15 protein-coding genes are annotated in these 15,195 nt (G+C 39.6%); 13 read left to right on the top strand and 2 right to left on the bottom strand.

Annotated features, from left to right (window positions below; all coding sequences use genetic code 11):
* The first annotated feature begins 414 nt into the window (after positions 1-414).
* From AC3KVK_RS20270 to AC3KVK_RS20255, 4 genes are all read left to right on the top strand, one after another.
* On the top strand, positions 415-1,650 hold the full coding sequence (locus AC3KVK_RS20270) for an AAA family ATPase (protein WP_490310569.1): 1,236 nt from the start codon (positions 415-417) through the stop codon (positions 1,648-1,650).
* Between the two features lie 13 nt (positions 1,651-1,663).
* Positions 1,664-2,629, top strand: a complete 966-nt coding sequence (locus tag AC3KVK_RS20265; RefSeq protein ID WP_490310570.1) for a transcriptional regulator — start codon at positions 1,664-1,666, stop codon at positions 2,627-2,629.
* A gap of 183 nt (positions 2,630-2,812) precedes the next feature.
* The gene (locus tag AC3KVK_RS20260; protein ID WP_490310571.1) at positions 2,813-5,995 is read left to right on the top strand and encodes a DEAD/DEAH box helicase; all 3,183 of its coding nucleotides are present in this window, start codon (positions 2,813-2,815) and stop codon (positions 5,993-5,995) included.
* Positions 5,996-6,749: 754 nt separating this feature from the next.
* Positions 6,750-7,577: a BrxR family helix-turn-helix transcriptional regulator gene (locus tag AC3KVK_RS20255; protein ID WP_490310572.1), complete on the top strand. Its 828-nt coding sequence runs from the start codon at positions 6,750-6,752 to the stop codon at positions 7,575-7,577.
* On the opposite strand, the gene AC3KVK_RS20250 is transcribed toward AC3KVK_RS20255, so the two are convergent.
* Positions 7,578-7,805, bottom strand: coding sequence for a hypothetical protein (locus AC3KVK_RS20250; protein WP_490310573.1), 228 nt, complete (start codon positions 7,803-7,805; stop codon positions 7,578-7,580). It lies immediately after the preceding gene.
* Between the two features lie 250 nt (positions 7,806-8,055).
* Between AC3KVK_RS20250 and AC3KVK_RS20245 the strand changes: the two genes are divergently transcribed.
* From AC3KVK_RS20245 to AC3KVK_RS20205, 9 genes are all read left to right on the top strand, one after another.
* The gene (locus tag AC3KVK_RS20245; RefSeq protein ID WP_490310574.1) at positions 8,056-9,555 is read left to right on the top strand and encodes a DNA recombination protein RmuC; all 1,500 of its coding nucleotides are present in this window, start codon (positions 8,056-8,058) and stop codon (positions 9,553-9,555) included.
* Positions 9,527-9,751 carry an HIT family protein gene (locus AC3KVK_RS20240; protein WP_490310575.1) on the top strand — a complete coding sequence of 75 codons (225 nt, stop codon included), beginning with the start codon at positions 9,527-9,529 and terminating at the stop codon, positions 9,749-9,751. Before AC3KVK_RS20245 ends, AC3KVK_RS20240 begins: the two co-directional genes overlap by 29 nt.
* A 121-nt stretch (positions 9,752-9,872) precedes the next feature.
* On the top strand, positions 9,873-10,988 hold the full coding sequence (locus AC3KVK_RS20235) for a DNA alkylation repair protein (RefSeq protein ID WP_490310576.1): 1,116 nt from the start codon (positions 9,873-9,875) through the stop codon (positions 10,986-10,988).
* Positions 10,989-11,002: 14 nt separating this feature from the next.
* On the top strand, positions 11,003-11,263 hold the full coding sequence (locus AC3KVK_RS20230; protein WP_490310577.1) for a DUF5062 family protein: 261 nt from the start codon (positions 11,003-11,005) through the stop codon (positions 11,261-11,263).
* Between the two features lie 10 nt (positions 11,264-11,273).
* Positions 11,274-11,483, top strand: a complete 210-nt coding sequence (locus tag AC3KVK_RS20225; protein ID WP_490310578.1) for a hypothetical protein — start codon at positions 11,274-11,276, stop codon at positions 11,481-11,483.
* Between the two features lie 106 nt (positions 11,484-11,589).
* Positions 11,590-11,964 carry a hypothetical protein gene (locus tag AC3KVK_RS20220; RefSeq protein ID WP_490310579.1) on the top strand — a complete coding sequence of 125 codons (375 nt, stop codon included), beginning with the start codon at positions 11,590-11,592 and terminating at the stop codon, positions 11,962-11,964.
* On the top strand, positions 11,961-13,565 hold the full coding sequence (locus tag AC3KVK_RS20215) for a PepSY-associated TM helix domain-containing protein (RefSeq protein WP_490310580.1): 1,605 nt from the start codon (positions 11,961-11,963) through the stop codon (positions 13,563-13,565). Before AC3KVK_RS20220 ends, AC3KVK_RS20215 begins: the two co-directional genes overlap by 4 nt.
* Positions 13,555-13,878 (top strand): DUF3325 family protein, encoded by a 324-nt coding sequence (locus tag AC3KVK_RS20210; protein ID WP_518526953.1) that lies wholly within the window; start codon positions 13,555-13,557, stop codon positions 13,876-13,878. Before AC3KVK_RS20215 ends, AC3KVK_RS20210 begins: the two co-directional genes overlap by 11 nt.
* A gap of 381 nt (positions 13,879-14,259) precedes the next feature.
* Positions 14,260-14,598 (top strand): DUF3718 domain-containing protein, encoded by a 339-nt coding sequence (locus tag AC3KVK_RS20205; protein WP_490310581.1) that lies wholly within the window; start codon positions 14,260-14,262, stop codon positions 14,596-14,598.
* Between the two features lie 121 nt (positions 14,599-14,719).
* Here AC3KVK_RS20205 and AC3KVK_RS20200 read toward each other — a convergent pair whose 3' ends face one another.
* Positions 14,720-15,106, bottom strand: coding sequence for a DUF2750 domain-containing protein (locus tag AC3KVK_RS20200; RefSeq protein WP_490310582.1), 387 nt, complete (start codon positions 15,104-15,106; stop codon positions 14,720-14,722).
* Positions 15,107-15,195 lie beyond the last annotated feature (89 nt).

The raw sequence follows: 15,195 nt of genomic DNA, 5'->3' as shown, positions 1-15,195 counted from the left end.
GACATGTCTAAAATAAACGAGCGCTTTACTCTTTTAAGTAAGTAATATACTGATCTTCACCATCAATTCTGTTGATAATAATGTGCATAAACCAATAATAAGCTGTGCACAAAATTAACAGTTAGTATAAAACAGATCCACCGGTTATTAAGAACCTGATCTTAACCAAGTAAAACTCTGATCCATAAATTTTTATTTTATGCTTATTTTTCAGTGTATTATATCTCATTTTTACCTCCTTAACCTTTATTACCTTAACTCTAACCATAATCACCCTTATTTATTTATTCTATAAAATTTAAAGTTAACGATTAATAAATCTTTTTATCTTATTTTATGTAATGTCACCGTTTTTATGTGTTTACTTGTTTTTGAATGGACATTATACTAATCGTAATTAAAAAGGATATCATAATGACTATTAAGAAAAGTGCGCTCGATACCTATAAGCTACTTAAAGCAACGGCTACTGTTGCTGAACAATCTTTAGAGGGTCGGATTCAACACTACCGTGCTCATATCAAATCTGAAGACAAAGAGTTAAGAACCTATACCCAAAAAGCTGCAGCAGACCTATTAGGATGCAATAACCGAACTCTAAAGCGTCGTCACGATCAGGGAGACTTTGATTCTCTTGATATAAAACGCGGTGCTAATGGCCATTATGCTTATACCTTATCAAATATTTATTCGATGGCTGATATAATGGGAATAACAGCAGATCACCGTAATAATGAAGATAAATTGCAGGTAATTGTTGTTAACTCCTTAAAAGGTGGATGTGGTAAAACAACAAGCTTAGTGAATATTGCAGCGGCATTAGCAACGACAAATATTAAACGTTACCGAATAGGTATTATCGATCTTGATCCACAAGGATCTTCTTCTAGTTTCTTTCCTCCTGTTTCTCATGACCCAATCACAGTCGGTGATTTAATGCGCGATTGTATTGAGTTAGACGACGGCGAACAATGGCATGATGTCGTTGCATCAGCTTTTCTACCAACTCATATTCCCAATATTCGCATTTTACCTTCAGGTATGGATGACTTTTATTTTGAACATGAAACCGCTACTTTGTTAAAAGAGCAAGTTGGGTATGATACGACACGTCACTATCATAAATTACTCGAACGGGTCATTCAGCCAGTCGAAGACCAATTCGATATTATCCTTGTTGATACAGCCCCATCTCTTAACTTTATGTTTTACAATGCTTTAATGGCATCAACCGCTATGCTCATTCCGGTTCACCCTGAAGCTGTTGATTTTGATGCGAATAATAAATATTTGAAACGCTTAGGTGAGATATATCACACCGTTGCAGCTTTAGGTCATGATGGTTGGGATTTTATGCAGTTTTTAGTAACCAACTACGTTAAAGGAAACCATTCTCAACGTGACATCGTCAAAGATGTTAGGAGTGCTTTTGGCCGACAAGTAATGAGTTACCCTATTAACCATAGTGCGGCCATTACGGCCAGTTCTTCATCTTTTAATACAATTTTTGATCAAAAAACCTCTGATAGCCTTGCCAGTAGAGAATCTCTCATCAAAGCACAAGAGAATATTAAAGATGTAGTCGATGAATTAGAAATGTTGATCCGTTCAAATTGGGCTTCAACACAATGCCAATTAGAATCAGCATAAAATAGGTTTAGTCATGGTAAAAAAACGTAAAAACGATACTCGAATTGACCCTTTTTCAACATTTGTCGAAACAAGTAATTTAGATGCACTGCTCGAAAGTGCTTCAGTTGGCCAAGAAATCACAATGCCAGCTCCATCAGATGCTAGTCGTACGATACGGTTGACCTGTAAAATTATAAAAAATGCCGATATTGCCACTAATACGCAAGTTTTTGCGAAAAACAGACGAGTGCAATCGTTATTAAATGAACAATCAGTCTCAGATATTTTACCGGCTATTAAAGCTGATCAACGCAATCAACATCCTGCGTTAACTTGGTCAAAAGAAGGGATTGAGTATGTTCTTGCTGGCTCTCGTCGTCGTAAAGCTTGTATGCTGGCTGGAGCTGACTACATCATTCTCAGTTCTGACGACTTTAACGATGAAGACGCTAAAATTTTAGCTATTTCATCTGATCAGTACATTGCCCCTAGTTTATGGGAGTTAGGACAAGCTTATTCACAAACCAAAGCTGATCTGATTGCGGTGGGTAAAAAAGGCTCTTATCGAGAGATTGCAGAGATCGAAGGTGTTTCTCATACCGCTATTGCTGACGCTCTAAAAGCGTTTGATAAATTACCAAGTGAAGTCATTGCCTTATATCCTACTGCTAACTTTGTAGGCCGTGAAGTAGCTAAAAAGCTGATCGCTGCGTTAGAATCAGATCAAGAGGCTTTCATGAGCAGAGTGGCAGATACACAGACTTTGCTAGAAGACATTCAACAAGACTCTGACGACAAGACGGCTATTGTGATTACTAAATCGTTAATTGAGCAGCCTAAAATTGTTAGAAGTCGCCAATCTTTAGATTTCAACAATGAATACATCGTCGGTCATCGTAATGAAAAAACTGGCGATTTAGTAATTAAAATCGATAATCGCGTGTTAACTGATAAGCGATTTGAACAACTTGAAAAATTATTAACCCACTTTAATTAAGTTAGTAAAAAAATGATCTGTTGCGTTTTATTGTTGCCCGTTACAGATCATTTCTATTTATTTTAAGATAATTAACAGCTTCTTTTCATTAACTTGAGCATTATTAATTTACTGCCATTAATGCTTTTTATCTGCATATAATCAGCATATACTGGCTGGATAATTCGATTTTTGCAGAGTGTTATGGCTAAAGGCTTTACCAAAAAAGATTTATTGTCCTTGTTTGATGAAATCAAAAACGAGCAAGCTGACGAATTCCCACTGACCGAAATTTTTCTGAAACGTTATTTCAAACCCGCGGTTTTAGAAAATGCCAAAACATATCTAATTAATAACCAAATCGGTCATATTGAAGCTAATAGTGACTTCTCTCAAATTACAGCTGAGGTATTTTGTAGTCCTTCAGATCCTGTTCATCAGCATATTCAGATCACGCGCAATAAACAAAAAGTGGCCCTTAATGGTCATTGCTCATGCAAAGTCGAAAACAAATGTAAGCACATCGCTGCTGTTTTACTTAAATTAAAAACGCAGCACTCAGGTGAATTTGGCGAAAACTACCTTTTGCATGATTGGTTTAATCAGTTAGAAACCTTAAAGCTGAATGACAAGCCTGTTAATAAAAACGCTATTTTATTTGTTATCGAGCCGTTTAAAGGTGCGCTTATCGTCACACCTAAAGTGGCCAGTCATACTAACAATGGGCGCTTTGGTTTGGGGCGGTCCTTGACTGAAAAACAACTCAGCAGTCAAGTCACCCCCGAAAATATTGATGAGTCTGATTTTAGGCTCCTAAGTTGGATCCGTTCACAAAATACCTTTGGTAAATTAGCCTTAGAAGGTCAATGGGGTGCAATCGCCTTATTGAAGTTAATCGCAACAAACCGTTGTTTTTGGCAAGACTCTCGTCAACCTTTATTGTTGCAATCAAGTCAACCTTTGTCATTTTCTTGGCAAGCCCATCATGAAAACCTTCGCTTAACTGCTAAGGTCAATGGTGTCGCACATTGGCACCTATTTAACACTGTGCCGCCCTACTGTGTGGATCCTGATAATGCACAAGTATTTGAGCTCAATACACCTTTGCAAAGTGATGAAATCAAACATTTATTGAAGATGCCAGATATAAAACCTTCGATGCTAGACAATGTTGAATCTCGATTCGGTCAGTTATTTGGTGTGCCTATCGTTGCACATGAGGAGGCTAGTAAATCCAAAGTAAAAAAGTTATCGATTAAACCTGTCGTTACGTATATGTTTGAAAATGGTGTACCTCTTTTACGCTTGCAGTTTAAATATGGCAGCCACTTGTTGGATGCCCAGCAATTATCTGAACACACTCAGATTAACCGTAATTTAAGTTTTGAAAATACCTGCATTAATCGTCTAGAAAATGCAGGTTTCACAGTGTGTAAAGGCCCTTTACAAGATGTCGATTACTTTACCTTACCCGTTTCAACAGAGCGCCCTGCTTTATGGCATTGTTTTATTGAAGAGCATGCTAAAAATTTAAAGGCGTCGGGTTGGCAATTTAAAGGAGAAGCTCTGCTCGATGTGTATGTTGAGCCAGCAAAACTGATGCTTCATCTTAGTCGAGATAAAAAGAACAAACTCGTGTTAGAGCCGTATTTCTTTTTTAATAATATTCGTTACTTTTTTGCCGATTTTCTTGGCATGACGTCATTGTGTAATAACTCCTCTTTGCAATTTTACTATTTGTGCTTGGTATCTGAACAATGGATTGTTTTTGATAAATCAGACGTGAGCGTATTACTCGCATTTTATACAGAGTTTTATCAAGGAAAACGTTATCCTAAGCGTTTAAACTTACCGCTTGCTTATGCCCGTAAACTGTCTCCTTATCATAAAAGTCAGCTGACAAGTGATGAACCTAGCTTATTAGAACTAACTCAAATGGTGGCAAAAGATGATTTCGGCGCTCGCTTAAAAGTACCAGAGGCTTTGCAAGCCACACTACGAGATTATCAACTGCAAGGGTTACAGTGGCTTAAGTTTCTGAAAAAATTCCAATTAGGTGGCATTCTTGCCGATGATATGGGGTTAGGTAAAACACTCCAAACAATCGCTTTTTTACTCTCTGAGCAAAGCAAAAACCGCACTAAACACCCCTCTTTGATTATTTGTCCGACTAGTTTAGTCAATAATTGGCTCAATGAGTTTGCTCGCTTTGCTCCAAGTTTATCGGTTGCAGTCAATTTTGGAAGCCAAAGACAAAAGCATTTTACTACTTTAGGTCAAGCGGATTGCATCATTACAACTTATCCACTTTTAGTACGTGACGAAGCTGTGTTCACTGAGATGTTCTTTGAGCATGTGATCTTGGATGAGGCACAGACGATTAAGAATATTAACGCCAAAGTTTCTCGGCATGTTAAAGCTCTGAGTAGTAACTTTAATTTATGCTTAAGTGGCACGCCGGTCGAAAATAACCTCAGTGAATTAAAGTCATTACTTGATTTTTCGATGCCTGGGTTGCTTCCCTCTCAAACGCATTTTAAAGAGTACTATCAAAAGCCTATTGAAAAAGAATCGAATCAAGTTCGCGCTGACCAACTCAAAGAGTTGGTTAAACCATTTTTATTACGTCGCACAAAAGCTGAAGTTGTTACTGAGTTACCTGCTAAAACTGAAATGGTCAAAATGCTTGAATTAATGCCAAATCAAGCCAATTGTTATCGCGAAATTCGTTTGCAAATGGAATTCAAACTTAAAGACTTATTTGCTGAACAAGGGGTCGATAAAAGTCGGCTGGCCTTTTTAGAAGCTTTGCTCAAATTAAGGCAAATTTGTTGCTCTCCTCAGTTGCTAGCTGAAGAAGGTCAGCGTTTTACTCCTGCTGACAGCACGAAGCTTGATTGGCTGGCCAAACGCTTACCGGACATGCTTAAGGCGGGTCGAAAGGTCATCATTTTTAGTCAGTTTACCAGCATGTTGCGGTTAATTGAGCAACAACTGAGCTCGTTGCAGCTCGACTATGCGTTATTGACGGGACAGACTCGAGATCGCCAAAGCGCCGTTAATTCTTTTCAAGAAGGCGAGAAAAATATTTTCTTAATCAGCTTAAAAGCCGGCGGGACCGGGCTCAACCTGACCGCTGCTGATACGGTGATTCATTTCGATCCTTGGTGGAATCCAGCCGTCGAGCAACAAGCAACCGATCGTGCTTATCGTATTGGTCAGAAGAAACCGGTGTTTGTTTATAAGCTGATTTGCCAAGATACCATTGAAGAGCGGGTCTATGAAATGCAGCAAAATAAAGCCGCTTTGGCAGAATCGTTTTTCGATGCGGCCAGTAACCAATTTAGTGTGAGTTCTGCCGAAGAGATTTTAGCGCTATTACAGTAAAAATTGGCAGTATATTTTATAAACATACTTTTAATTGAAACTTTCTTGGATGTTCGGAGTCTACTTTAATGTTGTGAGTGCTATCGCAGCGTTTTTTCCGAAACTCCTTTGTTTGTTTTTGTCTTAAAGCCAACCTATCTAGGTTGGCTTTTTATTTATGTCGTTAACCGGTATCGGACTTTTCTTTTCTAGTGTGTTGCTCATATTAAAAAATGATCTTTTTTTTGAACTTATAGATCAAAGCGAAGTCTATTTAATTAGTGACCTTGTCACTAACCCTTAAGTTGTACATTTAGATTTCCCTGATTGATTACTGATTCTAGTAATAGCCGCCAGCCTCATTAGGCTGGTTTTTTTTTGCACGGCTGAAATATTCTTTCTATAAATACCGACCTTTTTTGAACTATTCACTTTTTAATGAGTCTATTAATACAGTTGTGATGCAACTATCCCTGGTAGTTTTAATGTTTCCCCCGATTAGTTACTAATTTTAGTAATGTTTAAGCCAACCTTTTTAGGTTGGCTTTTTGTTTTTTCATAGTAATATCAATGCTGTATTTATTGGGTGTTAGTAACCTCTGACTGGGTAATCAATCTATCTCAGTCGTTACTTTCAACGCTCGGTGCGTTGGGTATTGATGAGTTAACTTGCCTACTATCCTTAAAAACCTTTGGTTTACGATGAATATTTTTGCTCGTTATTTAAAATTCAACAGGTTGGTCAATCTTTTGCCCAAAACTGAGGCTAAGTATTATGAGAAAAGATGAGTTAATTCGATATCAATTAATCGAAGTCATATTACTGTGGGAAGGACGTTTAACCGCACGCCATTTAATGGATTATTTCTCAATCAGTCGCCCCTCGGCGCAAAAAAGTATCTCTGAGTACAAAGAGCTCAACCCAGTAGGGTTTACTCGTAGTAACACTGAAAAAGGCCATGTTGCTGTTGCAGGCTTTGAGCCTCTTTTTATTTCAACTGACTTTGCGCATTACCAACAGGTCTTTGCTGAGCGTCAGCTCTGTGATAAAACCATGGACAGTGCTATCGAATTATTGCCAGTACCGCTACGAAATGTGACGCCCGAACTTGTTCGCCCTATTTTACAAGCGATTAAGCAGCGTTTGAGGCTTGATATCGGCTATTTATCCTTGTCGAGTCCAGACTTTGAAGATCGTATTATTCAGCCTCATAGTATTGTCTTTGACGGCTTTCGTTATCATGTTCGTGGCTTCTGTGAAAAAAATCAGGATTTTCGCGATTTTGTCTTATCGCGTTTTAACGGAGAGTTTGCATTTGAAGGCGCAGCATCTCATGCCATCAAGGATGATAAGGATTGGCAAACCTGGCTTGAAGTGGTGATCTGTCCTGATCAACGCTTAGGCTTAAAACAGCGCCAATGTATTGAATATGATTATCAGATGGTTGATGGTAAAAAAGTGATCCGAACCCGAGCCGCTTTATTGAACTACTTATTACAACGATTACGCGTCGATATTTACCAAGCTGATGCTGAGTCTCAGCAAATCATCCTAGAGCCACAATGTCGTAAAATCCTACAGGCTTATTTGAATCACCGGTAATTAAAACAAAAAAGTTGTAAACCAAGGTAAAACAAAGATTGCGCATGCGCAGGCAAGTCCTTCTATTGATTCGATAACTGCACTGCGAGTTTGGCGTTGTTTTTGCGCTTTTAATAACGCTATTTTATTTGCTAGGCAGTCTATTTTATGTTGTTCAACCCAGCGCGGATTGGCAGCTTTATAGGCCTGTTGTAGTTGTGCTAACTCTGTGTGTCTAGTCGTTGTCATCTTGTTGGTTATCCGTTTAATGTACCGATGAGCTGATTTAAACCCAGTGTTTATACTTTGAAAAGCCCCCTACTTTTGGCTATGTAAAAGACCTTTACAAGTTGGCGGTGATGATAGGCATAATCTAGTAAATATGCAGGGAGATGTGTAAAGATTGTTTACACATAATACAAATTTTTTTTTTGCCTCTGTTGTGATCCGCCCTACTCGGTATAATCACAATTATAAAATCAATAACTCGGCGTTTACTATGATCATTGAACTGTCTTTTTCTCTGCTCAAGCCTTATTTAATTACTAGCAGCCTGACCATATTGGCATGTTGTGTGTTGTTTCTTCCATTATACGTGCGCCGTAAAAAGCAATTGGATGCCCTACAAGCAGAGCTATCGCAAAATCGTATCGACATTGTGCAGTATCAAAGTTGCGTGCAGCAGCTCGATTTTTTTAAAGATGCGCACAACGCTGAGCAACATAAAAATCAGCAACTTCAGGTTGATATCACAAGCGCCAAAGAGCAAATGCAGCACTTCAAAACTCGTAGTTCAGAGCTGCTTCAGCAGTACCAACAGGGGCAGCAGCAACTTAAAGCTGTTCAGACTCGTTTTGAACAGACACATGCAAAATTAGCTGCATTAGAAAGCGCAATAGTTGAAAAAGAGCAGAGCTTCGTCACGCAATTAAAACAAATAGAAGACAGTAAGCGCATACTCACAAAGGAGTTTGAGAACTTAGCGAATCGCGTATTGAGCGAAAAAGGCGATGCATTTAAGGCACTTAATCAAGAAAGTGTGCAAAGCTTATTGAAACCCATGCAAGCCGAAATGAAAGGTTTTCGTGAAAAAGTCGAAGCCATTCATACCGAAGAGCTTAAACAGCGGAGCGAGCTCAGAACTGAGCTGGTCAATCTTCAAAAGCTAAATCAAGATATTACTCATCAAGCACAAAGCCTTACCAATGCACTACAAGGGCAAAAGAAAGTTCAGGGTAACTGGGGGGAATTGATGCTCGAAAATGTGCTGGATAGCGCTGGACTTCGCCTTGGCATTGACTATAAACGTGAAGTGAACTTTAACACTCATGAGGGGAAACTTCGCCCTGATGTGATTGTTTACTTACCTCAAAACCGTCATATCGTAGTTGATGCGAAAACATCGCTTAATGCATATACGCGTTTTGTTAATGCACAGAGTGATTTAGATGCACAAATTGCGCTTAAACAGCATGCATTGGCGATTAGCGATCGGATTAATGAGCTAGCCAATAAAGACTATTTCAAATTACCTGGGTTAAACTCGCCAGATGTGGTTGTATTGTTTGTTCCGATTGAATCGGCTTATGTAGAAGCATTAAAGTTTCAACCCGATTTATATCAAAAAGCCATTGAACGGAATATTCTTGTCGCGACCCCTACCACCTTGCTAACCAGTTTAAATATTGTAAAACAGTTATGGCGCTTTGAAGATCAGAGCAAACACACAGCTGAACTCGCCAGCAGAGCTGAGCGTTTTTATAATAAACTCAATGGCTTTTTGGCCAGTATGCAAGGTGTTGGCAAACAACTTGATAAAGCAAAAGAAAGCTATGATAAAGCGTTTTCTCAACTATACAGTGGCCGAGGTAACTTAATTAAGCAGGCTGCGGAATTTCGTGATTTAGGGGTGTCGGTTCAAAAAGAGCTGCCTGAAGACCTCACCGATTTAGCCCATTTGGAGTTAGACTTTGTTCCAAATCCATCTCAAAGCCAATAAGGAACGATGGTGTGGATTATCAGGGTACGATGTTTGTTGTGATGGTGTGTTATTTGGCAAAGTGAGTGTCAGCAAAGTTAAAGAAGGTGAGCTGTGTTTGGCTCCCCGGCGTTGTTGGCCTGTTCACATTGTTGTTACTCCAAAAAAGTATGTTTCTTCATTGGCTGAGTTAGTTGATTTTTCTGTGCACGAATGACCGCTTTTACAGGCTTTTGTTGCAGAACCGAGCAGGGTGCCGCGCGCATATTGTCTAATTTAGGCCAATATCATGGCTCCAAGCATTTTCATATCAATATGGGTGAACCAAAGGTACAGTAATGGCTTTAATGAAAGATGGGCTTGATACCGCCGCGATTGAGCGAATCGCATCAGGCTTACAAGGTGTGTTTCCTGATTTCACGGGTGATGCCTTTATAAATGAAGCACAGCACGCTGTGGTCAATTTAGCGCTTAAACAACGAGTTGATACATTAATCCGATTAATGCATCGCTACCTACCTGAGTCATTTGAAACGGTCGCGCAGGGATTACTGGCCTTGCCCGAGTATTGGGATTTTGGATGTAGTCAGGATCCCTTGCGTGGTTTTGCTGCTTGGCCTGTGATTGATTATGTGGCTTGTTACGGTTTAGAACACCCCGAATTATCATTGAACGTGCTTAAATCACTCACGCATTTATTTTCTGCTGAATTTGCTATTCGACCTTTCATTTTAAATTATCCAGCACTGTGCCATAAATGTTTTACTTCGTGGGTTCTTGATGACAGTGAACATGTCAGACGCTTAGTGTCGGAAGGAACACGGCCGCGCCTACCGTGGGGTAAAAAGCTTCAACCTTACATTGATGATCCAAGTGCTCATCGCGTTTTTTTAACGGCTTTAAGCGCTGATAACTGTCTGTATGTCCGTCGTTCTGTGGCTAATCATCTCAATGATATTGCAAAAGATCATCCAGAATGGGTGATTGAACTGTGTTTGTTGTGGCAAAAAAATAACAGCCCGCTTACCGATTGGGTGATCAAGCATGCAACACGAACATTGGTTAAACAAGGTCACCCTGCTGTTTTTCAATTGCTCGGATATAGTCAAAAAGTGGATTTAGCTCGTGTTTTATTGAGCTTAGCAACACCCAATGTTGCGATGGGGCAACCCCTTGAGTTTGAATGTGAGCTTGTTTCATCGGCCGCAATCGAGCAAAAGTGTGTGGTTGATTACCAAATTGACTTTGTTAAAGCTAATGGTCAAACTCGCGCAAAAGTGTTCAAATTGAGAAATATCAGCTTAGATCCGGCTGAATCTCATGTTCTCTCAAAGATATTTTCTTTTAAAGCAATTACTACCCGACGGTATTATCCAGGAGAGCATAGATTAAGTATTCTCGTTAATGGTATCAATGTGGCTTCACAATCATTTATGCTTACGCAAACGCAATAAACACAGGATGTAAAATGAAAAAGATCAAAAATGAGAATGAGTTATTTAAAAAAGCACTGGAAATTGGTGAAAAGTATGCCTTAAATCGCGGTTATCAAGGTTTTTCAGGTACAGTGTCAGCCAAGCAAAAAGTAGAAAGCTTATATCGATTATTAGTGAATGATAAATTGATCCAGCCTCTATCGGTAACGGATGAAGATCAGCCCCACATGAAGCATAAACTTGCCTTGTGGATCGCCAAGCAGCTCCCTGCTGATCACCCTTTATTAAAGTAATCTAATCACGATGAAAAAACACAATAGTAAAAAAGAGTTACTACTACTGCCTTTGTTATTAGTCGCAATCTTAGTGCCTGTGGGCGGGCATTGGCTCATGCAACCATCTTTAACTGATGTTGCTTGGGTCGAGTATAGTTTGGCCGCGTTACCTCTAATTCTTGTGATTGTTGTGGTTTGGGCGTTTAGAATCGCTGCAAAAAATGACGACTTAAAATAGCCGTATCAGATGATCAAATAAACATAACTGATAATTACTTTCATTTGCATTTGTGCTGTATATAATACTGACCTTAGTCCAATCTTCTGATTAATTTTAAGGGAGTATGATGTCAGCACATCAAGGCTCATTACCAATTAACTCTTCTCTTTCTGCGCAGCATGGTGCTGAAAGTGCAAATAAAGCGTCGTTTTACATTCGTTATAATCTCGCTTATCGACTCGCTGTTTTAAGTCGATTTACAGCGGCTATTGTCGCGGGCTATTTAGTTACAGCCTGTTTCACCGGGCTCGCTCCGTTAATTTTACCTCTGAAAAAAACAGATGCAGTGTTGCTTTCATTGTCTTTGTCTGTGCTTATTTACAGCCTCACTTTTATCTGGTCCTTTTATGTACGTTCAGTGAAACGTGTTTGGATGGTGTTACTTAGCTTATCAGCTGTGATGTTTGGGTTGATTTTGATACTTCGAGAGACATTATGAAAGAGAGCTTTTTCCGAAGTATGACTTGGTTACACACCTGGGTCGGTTTGACCGTTTGCTGGTTATTGTTTTTAGTTTTTTTTGCCGGTACGTTGAGCTTTTTTCGGCATGAAATTTCGTTGTGGCAGCAACCTGCTTTTCATGCACTTTCTAGCAAAGAAGCAACTCATCAAACTCAAGTTGAGCAGCTTGAATTTGCACTCGAGCGCTTTTCAGCCGTTGCCCCTGTAGCGGATAACTGGCGTATTACCTTCCCTACCGAGCGAAAACCAGCGCTAGCACTCACCTATCAAGCTTTGCGTGATGACAATAAACGTGGAGCGAGGACAAGTGAATACTTTGATGCGGACAATTTCTCTGTAATTGAAGGAATGCGCGATACTAAAGGGGGGAACTTCTTTTATCGTTTACATTTTGATTTGCATTATATTGATCGAGGGATTGCCCGCTGGATTGTCGGTTTTGCCAGTTTATTTATGCTTATAGCGTTAATTTCAGGGGTGGTGATCCATAAACGTATTTTTAAAGATATGTTTAGCTTCAGGCAGGGAAAAGGCAGTCGGACTTGGCTTGATGCCCATAATTTAAGTTCAGTGGTTGCGCTGCCCTTTCATATCATGATTACATACACTGGGATAGTGACACTGATTTTTATGTATTTTCCCTACCCTATTTTGACAGCCTACAATGGTGATTTTCAGGCTTTTTCACAAGAACAAAGTCCAACTCGAATTCATGCTGAGCGTACCGGTGAAACCGCTCAAATGCTGAATATGTCATCGGTCTGGCCTAATGTGCAGCAACAATGGCCCGATGGACTGCTTTCGAGTGTAACCATCGAACACCCAAATGATAGCTCCGCGCAATACATCTTCCGTTTAAACACTGCGACAACAGTTCGGGATGATGCGCCAACGTTAGTTTATAGCGCGATCTCTGGTGAACTACTTGCACGCAGCCACCCTGAACTTTCAGCCAGTGAAACAGTATATGATTCGATGACAGCCCTGCATACAGGTCGTTTGGCATCACCCGTACTCCGTTGGTTGTATTTTTTATGTGGCGTGGCCGGTTGCGTGATGATTGGATCCGGTTGTGTCATGTGGGCTAAACGTATTCGAGAAAGGAATAAACAGTCGGTTCACGCTTCATTCGGATTACAGTTAGTTGAAGGGCTCAATTTAGCGACTCTGATGGGGTTGCCTCTGGCAACAGCCGGCTATTTTTATGCTAATCGATTATTGCCTTTAGGGTTGGCTGATCGCGCAAATAAGGAAGTTGCGGTATTTTTCTTATTATGGGGGTTGATTGCTGTCGTGACACTGTTTTGGCGTGATAGAAAAGCGTGGTATCAGTTAGCCGTTATCAACGCGGCGACTTGGTTTATTTTACCTGTTGTAAATGCATTGACTGTACCCGGGCATACATATAGTTATTTGCGCGATCAGCATTGGGTGTTGTTTGGCTTTGATGTTATATGCTGGGTGACGGCTGCATTATGTTGTTATCACGCGTATTATCTCAAACATACAAGTTTGGCGCGAAACAGCGTTTCTAAGCAGTCTGTTAGCAACAAACCGAGAGTACAGCATGATGGATAGCCTTATTTTTGCTTTAACTTTATTGAGTTTTATTAGCTTTGCGTTAGCAAAAAATACGCCTTATCGTGAGGTGTTTGCGGTGCGGCCAACCCAACGGATCAGTTTTTTATTAACCTGTAGTGGTTGGATCATACTTTTACTAACATTTTGCTTGAGTATTCATTTTTATGCTGGATATGGCGCTTTGCTCTGGTGTGGTTTTATGGCCGTGTCTATTTTGATTATAAGTTTTCTTTTGGCTGTTAAGCCCCTTTATATCAAATGGTTAGTGCCTATTTCAGTATTTTTCATATTGGTATTCATTTTATATTAGTGCGTTTTTTTTAGCGTGGGGATTATCAAACATCCCCACTTTTTGTTTCAGTTAGTAAAAATGTGTTTTCTATTTATCGGGTAATGCGTTAGATAAATCCCTATGTCACTGCACTTTAGTAAACAGCCGTTATGCATCGTCAGATTTTCATTTTTCAAATGGTTAGTTTTTTATCTTTGGCACTTTGCGATAAAAAAAGAGGTCTATTTTTTACTTTTTTCTTGGTTATTTCATACTTCTAGTTGCTTGTTTTTAAATAGTAAACACACTTTATTACACTCGAGATCTTATCGTTGACACTTTGCTGACGTTCTGTTGATACGCATTTTTTATCTTTGACTAAAGTAAGTATGTTCACTTTGAACAGTCGCAGGAGGATGTATGAAATTTATCACTCGTTCAATTATTACACTGGTAGCGATTGCTGCACCTTTGTCCATTAGTCACGCTAAAATGGACACCCACCTTCACCAAGCGCTAGTAGAAACTTGCATCGCAGTTAAAAGCAACAAGCCCCTTAAACTGCGTACAGAGTTAAAAGAGTATCGTTTAAAAATCGATACCATTCGTGACAAATTAATGTGCAATGGTGAGTCTGTGTATCAGTTTGCATTGACCCATAATGCAAACCGGACTGCAGGAATGATTAATAAAGGGAGTGTTTCTATTTCTGAGATGGCCAGTGTGACACAGCCTACTTATTCAGTATGGATAAACTAACCTAGCCTATGTAAGAATGACTCGTTCATTTTCGAAGAGTGCATTATATGAAAATAACGTTTAACCCGTTTTTATCTGAAATATAAGGGCTCATAATATAATGAGCCCATTTTTATGCTACTCATCCAGCTAATTTTTTGCGTCCTAAAGCTGTTAACTCATAATCAAATTCATCAGGGTAGACCACTAAACCATCTTGCTCAGGTACAGGAAAAACCGCAATGGCGAGTTCATCATCTGCTAACCCGTCAGTCCATTTGCTGTGCCATTTTTTGAGAGATATGGCCTGTGGAACGCAGTCTTGCCAGTCACCAGTGGCCCAAAGCTCTGCAAACTCTTTATTGGGCCAAATTGGGACGCAATCTTCCTCCTCTGTGCTGAGCATCACACAGCCTTGCTCATCGGTTAAAATCCAAATTTCGCCAAGATTGACCACCTCTTTTAATAAATACTTATAACGTTGTGCATTGTCGTTACTCAAAATAGAGACCATGCGTTTTTTGTCCATTGGTGTATCCATCATTAAGCCCTCATTATGTTGGCACTAAACTGAGCATAAATCACATTTGAAATTGATAACAGGGTTGTAAGGGGTTT

Source organism: Pseudoalteromonas sp. J2K-J979 (assembly GCF_058169715.2).
The sequence above is the reverse complement of the archived record's forward strand: the minus strand, read 5'-3'. Positions and strand labels throughout refer to the sequence as shown.